The 16,305-nt window shown below is 66.3% G+C and carries 16 protein-coding genes; 9 read left to right on the forward strand and 7 right to left on the reverse strand.

Annotated elements, in window-relative coordinates; translation table 11 throughout:
* Positions 1–4: 4 nt before the first annotated feature.
* From cysK to ABLE71_RS04895, 6 genes are all read left to right on the forward strand, one after another.
* Positions 5–985, forward strand: coding sequence for a cysteine synthase A (cysK, locus tag ABLE71_RS04870; RefSeq protein WP_348782227.1), 981 nt, complete (start codon positions 5–7; stop codon positions 983–985).
* Positions 986–1,065: 80 nt separating this feature from the next.
* Positions 1,066–2,136: an alpha/beta fold hydrolase gene (locus tag ABLE71_RS04875; RefSeq protein WP_348782228.1), complete on the forward strand. Its 1,071-nt coding sequence runs from the start codon at positions 1,066–1,068 to the stop codon at positions 2,134–2,136.
* 355 nt (positions 2,137–2,491) lie between these two features.
* Positions 2,492–3,787 carry a selenium-binding protein SBP56-related protein gene (locus tag ABLE71_RS04880; RefSeq protein ID WP_348782229.1) on the forward strand — a complete coding sequence of 432 codons (1,296 nt, stop codon included), beginning with the start codon at positions 2,492–2,494 and terminating at the stop codon, positions 3,785–3,787.
* 49 nt (positions 3,788–3,836) lie between these two features.
* Positions 3,837–4,532, forward strand: a complete 696-nt coding sequence (locus ABLE71_RS04885; RefSeq protein WP_348782230.1) for an SCO family protein — start codon at positions 3,837–3,839, stop codon at positions 4,530–4,532.
* A gap of 221 nt (positions 4,533–4,753) precedes the next feature.
* Positions 4,754–5,095, forward strand: coding sequence for a metalloregulator ArsR/SmtB family transcription factor (locus tag ABLE71_RS04890; RefSeq protein WP_348783662.1), 342 nt, complete (start codon positions 4,754–4,756; stop codon positions 5,093–5,095).
* Positions 5,092–6,018, forward strand: a complete 927-nt coding sequence (locus ABLE71_RS04895; protein ID WP_348782231.1) for an SRPBCC domain-containing protein — start codon at positions 5,092–5,094, stop codon at positions 6,016–6,018. Before ABLE71_RS04890 ends, ABLE71_RS04895 begins: the two co-directional genes overlap by 4 nt.
* A gap of 240 nt (positions 6,019–6,258) precedes the next feature.
* Here ABLE71_RS04895 and ABLE71_RS04900 read toward each other — a convergent pair whose 3' ends face one another.
* The gene (locus ABLE71_RS04900; protein ID WP_348782232.1) at positions 6,259–6,531 is read right to left on the reverse strand and encodes a DUF4242 domain-containing protein; all 273 of its coding nucleotides are present in this window, start codon (positions 6,529–6,531) and stop codon (positions 6,259–6,261) included.
* Positions 6,532–6,680: 149 nt separating this feature from the next.
* On the opposite strand from ABLE71_RS04900, the gene ABLE71_RS04905 reads away from it, so the two are divergent.
* Positions 6,681–9,272, forward strand: coding sequence for an AAA family ATPase (locus ABLE71_RS04905; RefSeq protein ID WP_348782233.1), 2,592 nt, complete (start codon positions 6,681–6,683; stop codon positions 9,270–9,272).
* A 114-nt stretch (positions 9,273–9,386) separates the two neighbouring features.
* Here ABLE71_RS04905 and ABLE71_RS04910 read toward each other — a convergent pair whose 3' ends face one another.
* From ABLE71_RS04910 to ABLE71_RS04935, 6 genes are all read right to left on the reverse strand, one after another.
* A complete protein-coding gene (locus ABLE71_RS04910) occupies positions 9,387–9,935 on the reverse strand; it encodes a thioredoxin family protein (protein WP_348782234.1) in 549 nt (182 codons plus the stop codon).
* 11 nt (positions 9,936–9,946) lie between these two features.
* Positions 9,947–10,624: a ribulose-phosphate 3-epimerase gene (gene rpe / locus ABLE71_RS04915; RefSeq protein ID WP_348782235.1), complete on the reverse strand. Its 678-nt coding sequence runs from the start codon at positions 10,622–10,624 to the stop codon at positions 9,947–9,949.
* Positions 10,625–10,781: 157 nt separating this feature from the next.
* On the reverse strand, positions 10,782–10,958 hold the full coding sequence (locus ABLE71_RS04920; protein ID WP_348782236.1) for a hypothetical protein: 177 nt from the start codon (positions 10,956–10,958) through the stop codon (positions 10,782–10,784).
* 106 nt (positions 10,959–11,064) lie between these two features.
* Positions 11,065–11,247 (reverse strand): hypothetical protein, encoded by a 183-nt coding sequence (locus tag ABLE71_RS04925; protein ID WP_348782237.1) that lies wholly within the window; start codon positions 11,245–11,247, stop codon positions 11,065–11,067.
* A 102-nt stretch (positions 11,248–11,349) separates the two neighbouring features.
* Positions 11,350–11,565 (reverse strand): hypothetical protein, encoded by a 216-nt coding sequence (locus tag ABLE71_RS04930; RefSeq protein ID WP_348782238.1) that lies wholly within the window; start codon positions 11,563–11,565, stop codon positions 11,350–11,352.
* A gap of 341 nt (positions 11,566–11,906) precedes the next feature.
* A complete protein-coding gene (locus tag ABLE71_RS04935; protein WP_348782239.1) occupies positions 11,907–12,617 on the reverse strand; it encodes a hypothetical protein in 711 nt (236 codons plus the stop codon).
* Positions 12,618–13,029: 412 nt separating this feature from the next.
* Between ABLE71_RS04935 and ABLE71_RS04940 the strand changes: the two genes are divergently transcribed.
* Together ABLE71_RS04940 and lepA are read left to right on the forward strand one after the other, a co-directional pair.
* A complete protein-coding gene (locus tag ABLE71_RS04940; protein WP_348782240.1) occupies positions 13,030–13,929 on the forward strand; it encodes a hypothetical protein in 900 nt (299 codons plus the stop codon).
* A 128-nt stretch (positions 13,930–14,057) separates the two neighbouring features.
* Positions 14,058–15,863, forward strand: coding sequence for a translation elongation factor 4 (gene lepA / locus ABLE71_RS04945; RefSeq protein ID WP_348782241.1), 1,806 nt, complete (start codon positions 14,058–14,060; stop codon positions 15,861–15,863).
* Positions 15,864–16,305 lie beyond the last annotated feature (442 nt).

The raw sequence follows: 16,305 nt of genomic DNA on the forward strand, positions 1-16,305 counted from the left end.
TTCCATGAACAAGCCTGTCACCGCCACCCACGTTCCCGGCCGCGGACGCGTCTACAACTCGATCACCGAAACGATCGGCGACACGCCGCTGGTCAGGCTCGACAAGTTCGCCAAGGAAAAGGGCATCGTCGCCAACCTCCTGGCCAAGCTCGAATTCTTCAACCCGATCGCCAGCGTCAAGGACCGCATCGGCGTCGCCATGATCGAGGCGCTGGAAGCTTCCGGCAAGATCGCGCCGGGCAAGAACACGCTGATCGAGCCTACGTCCGGCAACACCGGCATCGCGCTCGCCTTCGCGGCGGCCGCCAAGGGCTACAAGCTCATCCTCACCATGCCCGAGACGATGTCGGTCGAGCGCCGCAAGATGCTGGCGCTGCTCGGCGCCGAGCTGGTGCTCACCGAAGGCCCGAAAGGCATGAAGGGCGCCATCGCCAAGGCCGACGAGCTCGCCGCCACCATTCCCGGCGCCATCATCCCGCAGCAGTTCGAGAACCCGGCCAACCCGGAAATCCACCGCAAGACGACGGCCGAGGAAATCTGGAACGATACCCAAGGGGCGGTCGACATCTTCGTCGCCGGCATCGGCACCGGCGGCACCATTACCGGCGTCGGCCAGGTCATCAAGAAGCGCAAGCCGTCGCTGCATGTCGTCGCCGTCGAGCCCGAGGCCTCGCCGGTGCTGTCGGGCGGCCAGCCCGGCCCGCACAAGATCCAGGGCATCGGCGCCGGCTTCGCGCCAAAAATCCTCGACACCTCGGTCTACGACGAGATCGTAAAAGTCTCCAACGACGACGCCGTCGCCAACGCTCGCCTTGTCGCGCGGCTCGAAGGCGTGCCGGTCGGCATTTCGTCGGGCGCAGCACTGCAGGCGGCGATCGTCGTCGGCTCGCGCCCCGAAAACGCCGGCAAGAACATGGTGGTGATCATCCCCTCCTTCGCCGAGCGCTATCTGTCGACGGTGCTGTTCGAAGGGCTGGGCGGGTAGGCGTCGCGGCTCGGGCCGAGCAGGGGGCCGGGTCTGCGCCTGCCGGAGACAGGCCCGTGCTATTCGAGTAGAATTGCGGGATGCGGCAACGCCTCCAGTTTTGTACGTCCGCCGACGGTACCCGCATCGCCATAGCCTCCATTGGTCGCGGGCCGCCTCTGGTGCGGGCGGCGCACTGGCTCAGCCATGTCGAATTCGACCTCGAAAGCCCGGTCTGGAGCCCATGGCTGCAGGCCCTTGCCGATCAGAACACCTACATCCGGTACGACCAGCGCGGCTGCGGCCTGTCCGACCGGGAGGTGACGGACTTCTCGCTCGATGCCTGGGTGAGCGACCTGGAGGCAGTCGTCGACACGCTGGGGCTTGAGCGGTTTCCTCTCCTGGGCATGTCGCAGGGCGGCGCGGTTGCCATTTCTTACGCCCATCGGCACCCCGAAAATGTCTCCCGGCTGATCCTCGTCGGCGCCTATGCCCGAGGAGCGCTGCGGCGGGGCGGCGGCGCCGCCGAAAGGCTTGAAGCCGAGACGCTGGTGAACCTCATCCGCGTCGGCTGGGCGCGCGACAACCCGACCTTCCGGAATGTGTTTGGACAGCGGTTTCTTCCCGCGGGCACGCCGGAACAGCACCGATGGTGGCACGACCTCGAACGAATCACGGCAAGCCCCGAGGTCGCCGCCCGGACGCTGGAAGCCTTCCAGATGGTCGAGGTTTCGCAGCTCGCCGCGCAATTGCGCCTGCCGGCGCTGATCATGCATTCGCGCGGCGACGCTGCCGTGCCATTCGAGGAAGGCCGTCACCTGACCGCCCTCATCCCCGAGGCGCGGTTCGTGCCGCTCGAAAGCGACAATCACATCATTCTCCAAAGCGAGCCCGCCTGGGCGAAGTTCCTGGCCGAGTTGCGCGCCTTCCTCGGCCAGAACGCGCCACGCAGCGGCGGCCGCCCCACTGGCCCCCGCACCGGGCTGACGGCGGCGGAGGCCGACGTGCTGGCCTATCTCGTGCAGGGCCTCGGCAACCGCACGATCGCGGAACGGCTCGGCAAGAGCGAAAAGACCGTTCGCAATCAGGTCTCGGCGATCTTGAACAAGCTCGGGGTCCATACCCGCGCCGAGGCAATCGTGCGCGCGCAGGACCTCACGACCGGTCAATAGGCGCCAAACTCGGGACATCGGTCCCAATCCTTTCGCATTTTCCATCTCCCGCATGGGACATCTGCCTCATGCGCTCGCGCCGATGTTGGCGGAGGTTGCGCCGCGTCGAAGCGAGAGGGAGGACGCATGCACAGGGTCGACTTCCATCATGGCGCCTTTGGGCGCTGCAGCTGAACGTGCCTTGAGCAGCGCCAAGCCGAGAAGAAGTCACGTCTGAAGATTTTGCGCCGTTACCGATCAAGAAGCTTTTCGACGTGTTTTCAGAAACACGAGGTCCTCATCCGGAACGCCCGTACACGTCTCGGTGCGGCGGGTAGTTCCATCTGAATAAAGCCAGATGAAAGGGAGAATACCAATGTTGCGGACATCTTGCACGATAGCCGGATTGCTAAGCCTTGGCGTTGCCTTGCCCGCTGCCGCCGATGAAACATGCCTTTCGCCTTACATGGCCAAGATCACCGGCCACGAAGACTATGTCTACGTGTGGACGCTCGGCGTGGATGGCCTTGGCGACGGTTCCGACAAGCTGGTCACCATCGATGTGCGCGAGGGTTCGCCGACTTCAGGCAAGGTGATCGACGTCGATTCCGTCGGCAGCCGCAACGAGGCCCATCACGGCGGCTTCACCGACGATCGCCGCCAGTTCTGGGCGACAGGCCTCGACACGAGCACCATCTTCATCTTCGACGTGGCGAGCGACCCGGCCAATCCGAAGCTCGTCAGGACGATCGACGATTTCGAGGAAAAGACCGGCGGCGTGGTCGGACCGCACGGCGCCTATGCGCTGCCCGGCCGCATGATGATCCCGGCGCTGTCGAACAGGGACGGCACCGGCCGCACCGCGATCGTGGAATATTCCAACCAGGGCGAGTTCGTCGCCACCCACTGGATGCCGACCGCCGCGGAGGCGAAGAAAATTCCCGGCGGCGAACACGCCGACGGCTACGGCTACGACGTGCGCGTGCTGCCCCGCAAGAACGTGATGCTGACCTCCTCCTTTGCTGGCCGCGAGAATTATATGCGGCCCTTCGGCGAGGTGGCCGGCGATCCGGAGGCGATGAAGAAGTTCGGCGGTTCCATGATCATCTGGGACTTCCATGCCCGCACGCCGAAGAAGGTGTTCCAGGTGCCGGGCGTGCCGCTCGAGGTGCGCTGGGCCTGGGGCGAGGACAAGGCGCACGCCTTCACCTCCACCGCGCTGACCTCGCAGCTCTGGCTGGTCTACGAGGACGACGGCGGCGAATGGCAGGCCAAGGCCGTCGCCGACATCGGCGATCCCCAGAAGCTGCCGGTGCCGGTCGACATCAGCCTCAGCGCCGACGACAAGACGCTTTTCGCCAACACCTTCATGGACGGCATGACGCGCGTCTACGACGTCTCCGACCCGCATGCGCCCAAGCAGATCTACGAGAAGAAGATCGGCACGCAGGTCAACATGGTCTCGCAGAGCTGGGACGGGCAACGTCTCTATTACACAAGCTCGCTGCTGGCCAACTGGGACAAGTCGGGCGCCGACAACGAGCAGTTCCTGAAGGCCTACAGCTGGAACGGCAAGGAACTCGCGCCGCGCTTCGAGATCGACTTCACCGGGGAGGAACTCGGCCGCCCGCACATGATGGCGTTCGGGGCGGCGAGCCTCTACGCCAACTAAAGGCCGGGAGCGGGGCTCAGGCCCCGCCCTTTTCAAGGGAACCCGACCGATGGCGCGCACTCTCGTACTGGCGTCCGCACTGCTTGCGGCAGCCTGCTTCGCCGGCGCCGCTTCCGCGCATGACGACGCCTATGCCAAGCCGTCCGCGCCCCCGTCAGGCGCGGCGGCCTTCGCCTTCACCCTGCCCGAGCCCGGCTCGTACCGGCTGCCGCCGATCCGCGCGGCGGCGGGCGGGCAGGTGCTGGCCGAGGACGGATCGAGGATCGACCTGGCCGCGCTGCTGCGCGGCAGCATCACGGTCTTCTCCTTCATCTACACGCGCTGCGCCGACATCTGCCCGGACGCGACCATGCGGCTCGCCGACCTGCGCGAACGCGCTAGGCGCTATCCCGCTCTTGGCGACGGGCTGCGTCTGGTGTCGATGAGCTTCGACCCCAGCCACGACACGCCGTCGGTCATGCGCGACTATGGAGCGCTGTGGAGGACGTCCGGCGACGGAGGCGCCGAGTGGCGCTTCCTCACCGCGGCCGGCAGGCCGCAGCTTGCCCCCATACTCGCCGCCTACGACCAGGCGGTTGCCCCTGTCGATCCGAAGGACCCGACCGGCGGTCTCGATCATATCCTGCGGGTCTTCCTGATCGACCGGGCCGGGCAGATCAGGAACGTCTACAGCATGGATTTCCTCGACCCCGAACTGGTGCTGACCGACATCCTGACGCTCGCCGGGGAAAGCGCCGGCGATTGATCGCCGGCGGCGCAAACGTGCTTCCAATCAGGAACTTGTTGTCGGCCATCGGCGACTCCGCCGGCGGCAACGCAAGGTACCCCGAAGCCCGTTCAATGCGCGCGACGCCCCTCGCGCGGCCGGCATCTCCGATCGTCTGGCCCGTGATCCATTGGCAAAAACTTAGCATATTAGCTAAGTTTTCACTTGCGGTTCGCGGCCGTGGGGTGATAGTTAGCAACATGGCTAAGCATGACACCGATCTCTCGCTTCTGTTCCACGCTCTGGCTGACGCAACCCGGCGGTCGATGCTCACCCAACTGGCCGAACGGCCGGCCCGGGTAACCGATCTGGCTGGTCCGACGGGCCTCAGCCTGCCGACGGTAATGCGGCACCTTTCCGTGCTGGAGGAAGCAGGATTGATCACGACGTCCAAGGACGGGCGCGTGCGCACCTGCGCCATCGTACCCGAAGCCATGGAACCGGTCCGGACATGGATCGACGAGCAGCGGGCCATCTGGGAAGCGCGGCTCGACCGGCTGGAAACATTTGTGATGGATGTGATGAAGGAACGCGGAAAATGACATCGAACCCGAAGCCGAGCATTGCGAAGATGACGTCGCCTCACGACCGAAAGGGCCGTTTTGCGACGCTGACCTTCGAGCGGGAGGTGGCCGCGCCGGTGTCGACGTTGTGGCAGGCCTGGACGGCGCCCGCCGCACGCGCGGTCTGGGCGGCGCCCTCCCCGTCGGTCACCGTGGATTTCCTGGAAGCCGATACCAGGGTCGGCGGACGCGAGGTCTCGCTCTGCAAGGTGGAGGGCCAGCCCGACATTCGCTGCGAGGCTGGCTGGCTGGAGTTGCAGCCAGCGCTGCGCAGCGTGAACTACGAGGTGATCTCGTCCGCGGGCGTGTCGCAATCGGCGGCCTTGGTCACCGCGGACTTCGCCGATCTCGGCAAACGCAGCAGTCTGGTCGTGACGGTACAGCTTTCCTCGCTGGCCGGGGATATGGAGGCCGGTTACCGGCAGGGTTTCGGCGCCGGACTGGACAATCTCGCCGGCGTGGCCGAGCGGACCATGGTGCTGCAGCGGGTGATCAGGGCGCCGCGCGCGGTGGTCTGGAACGCGTGGATGAACAACGAGACGCTGCCGCTGTGGTGGGGACCGGAGGGCTATTCCTGCCGCACGAAGAGGATCGACCTCAGGACGGGCGGCGAATGGGTCTTCGACATGATCGGGCCGGACGGCACGGTCTACCCGAACCATCATCTCTATGGCGAGGTGAGGCCGGAAGAACGCTTCGGCTATACGCTTCTCTGGGGCGAAAACGGACCGAAACATGCCGACGCATGGGCCTCCTTCGAGGATCGGGACGGGTTCACCGAGGTGACGCTCGGCATGGTCATGTCCACGGCCGCCGGGTTCCAGGAGGCGATGGGCTTCGGGGCGGTGGAACTGGGACTGGAGACGCTGGGCAAGCTGGACCGTTTCATCGCGTCGCAGTGACAGGCCTGTCGGTTCGGCTTCCGCCTGAGCCGAAGCGCGCTTCAGGACCTGGGCACCTCGCCCCCACGAAAGTGGGGGAGAGGTGGCCGCGAAGCGGCCGGTGAGGGGGCACATCACATCCCTTTGTGAGAGATTAGTCTGCCGGCCGCACCATCTTGCACGTTCTTCCCTACCCGGCCCGCCGGGATCGCGAAGCCGCGACGTATCGTCGGCCGGCGTCCCGAAACCGCCGTCGTGGCATCAATGATAGAAGTAGGGATCGAGAACCCGCACCTCGGTGATGCGGTTCACCGGCAGAGCGCTTTTCTGAGCGGCCTGGCGGACGGCTTCGGGCGTGGGAGCATCGTAAATACAGAAGCTCTGCCGCTTGTCGGGAGTCACGAAGGACTGGACCCAGGTGACGCCGCCTTCGGCGTTGCGTGCGATAACTCCCCCGCAGGCGCCGGCGCCTTCGTCGTCGACAGGGATGTTCAGTCCGTCCGGGAACGTGCGTTCCACCATGTAGCGGGGCATTCAAGGTCTCCGTTTCTCGAGTTCGATCGCCCGTTTCGGGCAGGTCGAGAATGTACCGGGCGCATCAAACCGGCATCGGCGGAATTCCCCATTCTCGTGGGGAACATTCCCCATTTTTTTTGCGGGCGAACCGCTGCTATTCTCGCGCCATGAAGCTGCTCGAGCGCCAGGATCTTATGGCCAGGCTCCAGTCAATGCTCGCCGACGCCGAGCGGGGCAACGGTCGGGTCGTGGCGCTGAGCGGCGAGGTCGGCGTCGGAAAGACGGTGCTGGCGCGCGCGTTCGCGGAGCTGGTGGGCGAGAAGGTTCGTGTGTTGTGGGGAGCGTGCGAGGACCTCGCGACCCCCGAGCCACTCGGCCCACTGCAGGAAATCGCTCGAAGCGCCGGCTGGGACCTGCAAGGCGCCGTCGCGCGCGGCGGCAGGCTCGCCGCCTTTTCGGAAGCGCGAGCCAGCTTCGAGCGGGAAGGGTCCGCCAGCCTGCTGGTGATAGAGGACCTGCACTGGGCGGACGACGCGACCGTCGACTTCGTCCGCTTCCTTGGCCGCCGCATCGGCGACACGCGCATCCTGTTGTTGCTCACCGCCCGCAGCGACGAGCCGGCGGGCCGCGCGCGCCTCAGACGCTGCCTTGTCGACATTCCCGCAAACAATGTCGCGCGCATCGACGTGCCCCTGCTGACGGAGGAAGCGGTTGCCGATCTCGCCCGCGCGGCCATGCTCGACGCGGCGGCGATCTACCGCCTGACCGCGGGCAACGCCTTCTACGTAACCGAGCTTATCCGCGCCGCCGGCGCCGGCGCCCTGCCCGCTTCGGTCAACGATGCCGTGCTTGCGCGCGCCGACCGGCTTTCGGCGGCGGCGCGCAGCCTGCTGGACGCGGTTTCGATCTTTCCGCGCCGGGCCGAGATTGCTTTCGTCAACGCCACACTCGGGCGAGATTGCCTTGCCGAGATCGAGGAAGGCGCGGCGGTGGGGATTCTCACCATCTCCGGCGAGGCTTGCTGTTTCCGCCACGAAGTCGCCCGCCGCGCGATCGAGAGCGCACTCGCTCCGGGACGCCGCCGCGGCTTGAACGCCGCCGCGCTGGCGGCGCTCAGGAAGGCGCGCGTGGCGGCGACGCGCCTTGCCCACCACGCGCACGAGGCGAACGACGCAGCGGCCGTCAGGAAATACGCGCCGGTCGCCGGCGAGGAGGCATCACGCCTAGGCGCCCACCGTGAGGCCGTCGAGCACTTCAGGAGGGCGCTGGCGCATACCAACACATTCGGGTTGGACGAGCGCCTCGCGCTCTACGAACGGTTCGCCTTCGAATGCCATCTGATCGGCCGCACCAGAGAGGCCCTGTCCGGGCAGAAGTCGGCCCTGGACCTCTACCGGGCGATGGGTGACATCGTACGCGAAGGCGACAGCCTGAGATGGCTCTCGCGTCTCAGCTACCTCGACGGCAACCGGGCCGACGCCGACCGCTTCGGGCAGCAGGCCGTCGACGTACTGGAGCCGCTGCCGCCGGGGGCGGAGCTCGCCATGGCCTATTCCAACATGTCGCAACTGGCCATGCTGGGAAACGACCCCGACGCAGCCGTTGCCTGGGCCGACAAGGCGATCACGCTTGCCGGGCCGGCCACGCTCGACCGGCCGGATATCGTCTGCCACGCGCTCAACAACATCGGCACCGCCGTCCAGTGGCGCTGTCCCGGGGACGCCAGGGACCGGCTGGAACGAAGCCTGGAGACGGCGCTGGCCAACGACTTCCCCGAACATGCCGCCCGCACCTACACCAATCGCGGTTGCCTCGGATACAATCTGTTGGCGGATGCCGAGGCCAGGGCGTGGCTCGAGGCGGGCATCGGCTACTGCATCGAGCGCGATCTCGACACATGGCGCGACTATATGCGCGCTTGGCTGGCCGACGTGCATCTGCGGCAGGGGCGCCTGGACGAAGCCGCGACGGTCGCCGAGTTGGTCCGGGCGAATGACGACGCCGCTCCGCTGGCCCGCTACCCGGCCAATCTTGTGCTGGCGAAGGTGCGCACGCGCAGAGGCGATCCGGCCGATGACCTCGTTCGGGAACTGGCCGGATATCTCGAAACCGGCATGGAACTGCAGCGGTTCGCGCCTTATGCCGCGCTGATGGCCGAGCGCGCTTGGCTCGGCCTTTCAGATCGCGAGGCTGCGCTCGCCTTGCTCGACAAGGCGAGATCGATGGCCTCCGACGCGAACATGATTGCCTATGTGCTCTGGTGGCAGAGGATGCTCGGCGCTGAAGCGACTTCCGGGGACATGGGCGGGATGCCGCGCCCCTTCGCCCTCGTCTTCGCCGGCGACTGGCGATCTGCCGCCCTAAGCTGGCAGGCGCTCGGCGCGCCTTACGAGCAGGGGCTGTCGCTGCTGGAGGGCGATGGCCAAGCGCAGCGCAGCGCCCTTGATCTTTTCGAGGCGCTCGGTGCAGCGGCGGCTAGCGCGCGGGTGCGCGAGCTTTTGCGGCAAGGCGGCATCAGGATTGTTCCTCGCGGGCCGCGCGCGACTACGCGCTCCAATCCCTGGGGTCTGACCAAGCGGCAGATCGACGTGCTGAAGCTGATCGACCAGGGCCGGTCGAACGGCCAGATCGCCGGCGCCCTCTTCATCTCGGCCAAGACCGTCGACCATCACATATCCGCGATACTCGACAAGCTGCAGGCGAGGTCGCGCGGTGAGGCGGCGGCGGTCGCCCGCAACTCCGGCCTCATCCTCAACTGAGCGCGTTGCCAGGTCGGCGGAAGCGTTCCATGTGATCCCACTTTCCAACCGACATACGCGGTGAGCAGCGAAGGTCGGCGAGAAGGACACTGCGCCGGCGGATGAAAATGCCCCTCACTTCCACTTGATCGAACACCCGATCGAGGCGACCTGCTCGCGCGGCCCTTGTCCCGTGCGCGCCACCTCGACCATCGCCTCGAACAAATCGCGGGGAAGATCCGGCTGGTCGGCCTGGTTGCGCGAGGCGTCGAGGCGGCCGCGATATTGCAGCTCCAGCTTGCCGTTGAAGCCGAAGAAGTCGGGCGTGCAGGCGGCATTGTAAGCCCGCGCGACCGTCTGGTCCGCGTCATGGAGATAAGGAAACGCAAACGCGTTGTGCTTCGCAAACAGCTTCATCTCCGGAAACGAATCGGCCGGATAGGCTTCGGCGTCGTTGGAACTGATCGCCACGAAGCCGACGCCATGCTCCTCGAGGTCGGCGGCGCCGCGCACGATGCGCCCAATCACCGCCTTCACATAGGGGCAGTGGTTGCAGATGAAGGCCACCACCAGGCCGTTCGGCCCGGCATGGTCGAAGATGCGGTGCGTCTTGCCATCGACGCCCGGCAGCGTCGCATCCACCGCCTTCCATCCGAAATCGCAGACCGGCGCAATTTCCGCCATCGCATCCTCCGTCAGCGCCGCGCGCTGTCGGCCGCGCTCCTGATCGCCTCGATGTTGACGCGGTAGGCCTCGACGCCGTCGCCCTTGAAGACCGCGGCGCCCGCCACCAGCACGTCGGCGCCGGCAGCCACGACCAGCGGCGCCGTCTCCGGCGACACGCCGCCGTCGATCTCGATCCTGATCGGCCTTTTGCCGATCAGCGCCTTCACGCGCCTGACCTTGTCGACGACCGCCGGGATAAAACTCTGGCCGCCGAAGCCGGGATTGACCGTCATGATCAGCACCAGGGAAAGGCGGTCGAGCACATATTCGATGGCGCTTTCGGGCGTCGACGGGTTGATGGCCACACCCGCCGTCTTGCCGAGCGACTGGATCGCATGCAGCGAGCGGTCGAGATGCGGCCCGGCTTCGGCATGCACGGTGATGTTGTCGCAGCCTGCCTCGGCGAAAGCCTGCAGGTAGGGGTCGGCCGGCTCGATCATCAGGTGGCAGTCGAACGGCTTTTTCGTGCGCCCGCGGATCGCCTTGATGACGGGCGGGCCGAAGGTGATGTTGGGCACGAAATGCCCGTCCATCACGTCGAGATGGATCCAGTCGGCGCCGGCTCTGTCGATCGCCTCGACCTCGTCGCCGAGTTTCGAAAAATCCGACGCCAGCACCGAGGGCGCGATCAGGGTCTTCGACGACATGGCAACAATCCTCCCGGCGGGTTGCGGAGCAGGATCTTGCCTTAGCGCAACTGGCCGGTCGGGCCTAGAACCATAATATACAGCCCCCGCCTGAGCCAGCGGGAACCCGGCGCAACGGCGACGCGCCGGATTCACGTCCAGACGAATCGGCCGTCTGTCAGCACTGGCCGATGTTCGGCACGCAGACACCGGCGCAGCCGCCGCCGAACGGCAGGCAGGCGCCGACACAGCACCGCCCCGCGCCGCAGCAGTCCGAAGGCGACAGCGCGGCGCTGCGGTCGAGCGCCTTGCTCAACTGGCGGGCGACGGGTTTTGCTTGACTTGGCAACTTCATGATATTTTCTCCTCTGTGTTGGCTGGTCGGCAGGATCAGTCCTTGGCCGACGCCGAGTTCCGCCCCTCCGTGGGCGCGAATGCGTGTCTTGACGGACGCTCGATGCTCAGCAAACTGCCTGGTCGCAGGCGATGTGACACGCCTGCTTGGCGAGCGGATTGCCGATCGCCTCGCAGGCAAGGTGGCAAAGCTGGCATTCAATGCCCGCGGACGGGGTCAGGCCCCCTGATGCCGAGCGAGACTTGTTGGATTGCCGCGCGACCGGCACGGCCTGGTTTGGGAAGTTCATCGCTTTCTCCTCTGGTCCGGCCGGCCCGGGTTGCCGGCCTCTTTGATTGCGTCTCTCGCGAGACGACGGCGCCATCGCTCCCGGATCGATGCGCGATCATGATCACAGGCAGTCGATGCAAGAACCAGCGCCGAGCGCGCCGAGGCAGCTCACGCAAGCCGGCACTGCGCCGGTAACGCAGACCGCCCCGCAGGCCGCCAGCGCGATGGCGCAGCCGGCGGCCTTGAAGATATTGCAGCCCGACGGCTCGACGCCGGTGTCGGCCGATCCGACCCCTGCTTTGCGATGCACCGGCCGGCTTTGATTTGGAAAGTTCATTTCGTTCTCCTCTTCGTTGACCCATGCCTCTTGGATTTCGCACGACCCGCTCGCCGTTCAGCCGCGGCACGCCGACCTGCACATGCTTTCGCAGACCGTCCGCAAGGGGGGCGGCAGGGCGGCGCAAGCGCTCAGGCAGGCGACGCATTCCTGCGCGGCGGCGATCCCGATGCGGAACGGCGCGGTGGACAGCCTTCTCACCACGGGGTCGGACTGGCGCGGCAGGCGCAGCCCGGGAGAAGCGCTGCGCGCCCTCCTCGCGGCCGGCCGCCTGGCTGCAGGTTGTTTCGCGGCCGTCCGAGATGCAGCTGGCCGCTTCGCCTTCTTGCCCGTCTTCATGGTCACGCCCTCTTGGCCCAGCTGCGCACCGCGCCGAGCGTCACCGGAACGATGTCGCTGACATCCACGCTGAAGCGGTGGACGCGGTCGGCGGTGTTGGTGTTGTTCGGATTGAAGAAGGAAAGCTCGACGTCGTAGCACTCCGAATCGGGCCGGCAGACGGGGCTGCGCTTCACAGCGATCGTGTCCAGCTCGAGCTCGTCGCTGGTGGTGCCCTGGATGACGGCGGCGATCTGGATGGCGTTGGTCGCAGCGTAGTTCAGCGCGCGCTCCTCGCCGGTGACGCCGAGGTTGCGCATGTCGTAATAGACGCGGCCGAGGAAGTTGCTCAGCCCCGCAGTCAGCCGGTCGTAACTCGCCCGCTCCGCCGCCGCGGCCGGGCGCGCGCCGAGCACATGGGTGACGAGCGGCTCGGTCGCCCAGTAGTGCATGCCGCGGAGCGCCGGCACGATGAGCGGCAGCACCTGGCCGGACTCCAGCGTCGCGTTGCCGCCGACCGCGCCCGGCACCGAGACGATGTCCGCTCCTTCCTGGATCTGCGCCCGCAGCGCATCGCGCAGGATCTTGTAGCCGGCCTCCGCGAAGGCGCCGGCGGGATGCACCGCATAGATCGGCGTAGCGTCCAGGTTGAGCGTCCAGATCACCGCGGCGGCGTCCCACGGGGCTGGTGTCGAGATGCGCCAGGAACTCCAGCGGCGAGAGCGGGTTGCCACCCGCCATCGCCTGCGCGATCGAATCGCGGCGCGCCTCCGAGCCGAAGTCGTAGGAGAGCGTGCCCAGCGCGTAGATGAGCTGCGGCTTCTTCGGCGCCGTCGCGCCGGACTTGGCGCCGCCGCAGCCACAGCCGCAATCGGCGCCGGCCGGCTTCTCCTTCTTGCCGCCGCAACCGCAGCCGCAGTCGGACGGGGCGATCGTAGCCTGCTCCGCCGCCATCGAAGGCGCGACATCCGGCGCTGCCTCGCCCGAGGGGAAAACCGCCGCCCCGCCAGGCAATGCGAAGGCAGGCACAGGCCGCGCTGCCCGCGCTGCCTGTGGGGCCAAGGGCTGCGGCTCGGACGGCGCCACGGCGCCCGTGTCGATGCCGGGATATCGGGTTGTTAGGTCTTCCGTCATGACAATTCCCCCTTGAATGAGTTTGGTGGCTGCGTTCACGTCGATCCGTCCGGTCAGAAATCGGCGGCATTCCCCGTCATCTGGGTCCGGGCAGGGCGCGGCGCTGGCGAGCAATGCCGCGCGGATGGCGAGCGGGTCGGGCGGCCGGCCCTTGGCGATCTGCAGGCACGCCAGCAGCGCCGCGTTGCCGGTGACGAAGGGCGTCGCGTAGCTCGTGCCGCGCTTGCGTTCGGCGCCGCCGCCCGCCGCCGCGGCCAGCACGTCGTCGCCGGGCGCCAGCAGCCCCTTGCCGCGGTAGACCTCGCCGTAGTTGCTCGACGCCAGCGGCTGGCCCGCCGCGTCCATCGCCCCGACCGCCAGCACGCCCGGTGCGGCCGCCGGCACGTGCAGGCAGTCGCAGCCGTCATTGCCCGCCGCCGCGACGATCAGCACGCCACGCGCCGCGCAGCGCTCGATCGCCTGCGCCAGCATCGGCTCCGTCGCGCCGGACGGCGAAAGCTGGCCGCCGGAGATGTTGATGAAGTGCGCGCCGTTCTCCAGTGCCGCGAGCAGGGCGCGCGCGAGATCGAGCTGCGAGCAGGCGAGGCCTTTTGCCCCGCGATCCTCGAAGATCGGGATGACCAGCCCCCGGCAGCGCGGCGCGATGCCCTCCACCGGGCTGCCCGGCTGGCCGAAGATGATGCTGGCGACTTGGGTGCCGTGCCTCGCCGCGGCGTCGCGCGGATCGAACTCCGGCTGTCCGTTCGGGAATTCCAGCAGCGCGCCCTGGAAGCAGGGATGGCCGGCATCGACGGGACCGTCGAGCACCGCCACCGTTATGCGCGGATCACCCTTTGCGAGTTCGCCCAACCGAGACATGGAGTGCCCCCTCGGGAATATACTCCTATCCTCTTTTGGCTTTGTCAATCCTGAATTGCATTATATTTGTGTCATGCAATTTCTAGTCGCAAATCTTGACCGCGAACCGATGCCGGCGGCCGCCGGTTGTTTCCCGCCCCCGCGCTTGCCGCCTTCCCACCCGCCTGCTAAAGCGCCGGCCCATGTCCACACCCATTTCCCACATCCGCAACTTCTCCATCGTCGCGCATATCGACCACGGCAAGTCGACGCTCGCCGACCGGCTGATCCAGTCGACCGGCGGGCTGGACGCGCGGGATATGAAAGAACAAGTCTTGGACTCGATGGACATCGAGCGCGAGCGCGGCATCACCATCAAGGCGCAGACCGTGCGCCTGAATTATCGCGCCAAGAACGGCGAGGACTATATCCTCAACCTCATCGACACGCCCGGCCATGTCGACTTCGCCTATGAGGTGTCGCGCAGCCTCGCCGCCTGCGAGGGCTCGCTGCTCGTCGTCGACGCCTCTCAAGGGGTCGAGGCGCAGACGCTGGCCAACGTCTACCAGGCCATCGACAACAACCACGAGATCGTCGTCGTCCTCAACAAGGTCGACCTGCCGGCCGCCGAGCCCGAGCGCATCCGCGAGCAGGTCGAGGAGGTGATCGGCATCGACGCCTCCAACGCCGTGCTGATCTCGGCCAAGACCGGGCTGGGCATCCCCGACGTGCTGGAGGCCATCGTCAACGACCTGCCGCCGCCGCGCGAGGGCGACGCCAAGGCGCCGCTCAAGGCCATGCTGGTCGACTCGTGGTACGACCCCTATCTCGGCGTCATCGTGCTGGTGCGCATCATCGACGGCGTGCTCAAGAAGGGCCAGACCATCCGCATGATGGGCACCGGCGCGAAATATCTCGTCGAGCGCACCGGCGTCTTCACCCCCAACAAGCTTCCCGTCGACGAGCTCGGCCCGGGCGAGTTCGGCTTCATCACCGGCTCGATCAAGGAGGTGGCCGACACCCGCGTCGGCGACACCATCACCGAGGACAAGCGCCCGACCGCGAAAGCCCTGCCCGGCTTCAAGCCGGCGCAGCCCGTCGTCTTCTGCGGCCTGTTCCCGGTCGATGCCGCCGAGTTCGAGGAGCTGCGCGCCGCCATGGGCAGGCTGCGCCTCAACGACGCCAGCTTCTCCTTCGAGATGGAATCCTCGGCCGCGCTCGGCTTCGGCTTCCGCTGCGGCTTCCTCGGCCTGCTCCACCTCGAGATCATCCAGGAGCGGCTGGAGCGCGAGTTCAACCTCGACCTCATCGCGACCGCGCCCTCCGTCGTCTACAAGCTCAACCTCACCGACGGCACGCAGAAGGAGCTGCACAACCCGGCCGACATGCCCGACGTGATGAAGATCGTCTCGATCGAGGAGCCGTGGATCCGCGCCACCATCCTCACCCCCGACGATTATCTCGGATCGATCCTGAAGCTCTGCCAGGACCGGCGCGGCATCCAGGCCGACCTCTCCTATGTCGGCAAGCGCGCCATGCTGGTCTACGACCTGCCGCTCAACGAGGTGGTGTTCGATTTCTACGACCGGCTGAAGTCGATCTCCAAGGGCTACGCCTCCTTCGACTACCACCTCACCGACTACCGCGAGGGCGACCTGGTCAAGATGTCGATCCTGGTCAACGAGGAGCCGGTCGACGCGCTCTCCATGCTCGTCCACCGCACGGCGGCCGAAAAGCGGGGACGCGTCATGTGCGAGAAGCTCAAGGAGCTGATCCCGCACCATCTGTTCAAGATCCCGATCCAGGCCGCCATCGGCGGCAAGGTCATCGCCCGCGAGACCATCTCGGCGCTGAGGAAAGACGTGACGGCGAAATGTTACGGCGGCGACGTCACCCGCAAGCGCAAGCTGCTCGACAAGCAGAAAGAGGGCAAGAAGCGCATGCGCCAGTTCGGCAAGGTGGATATTCCGCAGGAGGCGTTTATTCAGGCGCTGAAGATGGGGGATTAAGATAAATCATCTATGTTCAGAATGACTTGACCCGCCTAGTGTTATCATGATGACAGAAAGCTGCGTGAGGCGGGTGTCGCTTTGTCAATTAGGAAGCAGGAGTTCTATGAAGGTGCGGCACTTCATCTGCTAGTCAGTGGCGGGTGCGTTAGCCGACTGACCTATGACGCTCCATTTTTTATTGCGAATAGTATTCTACCTATCCTTCTAAAATATAGTACCAAGAATCGCAGTCCTTGGGGTTTCACCTTTACCGCGAAGGAACAGCGGGCTCTCGAGCGTCTGAGCCGGCCGGAATCTGTGATTGGACTTATCTGCGGCTACGATGGTATCGCAGCCGTACGTCTGCACGAATATCTACTAATCGCCCCACCGACCGAATCAGCTATACATATTTCTTGCGCGCGCGGACATCGCGAGCATTACGAGGTGTCAGGGCCGA

The sequence above is a fragment of the Mesorhizobium sp. KR9-304 genome (assembly GCF_040049215.1).
In the GTDB taxonomy this organism is placed as follows: domain Bacteria; phylum Pseudomonadota; class Alphaproteobacteria; order Rhizobiales; family Rhizobiaceae; genus Mesorhizobium_K.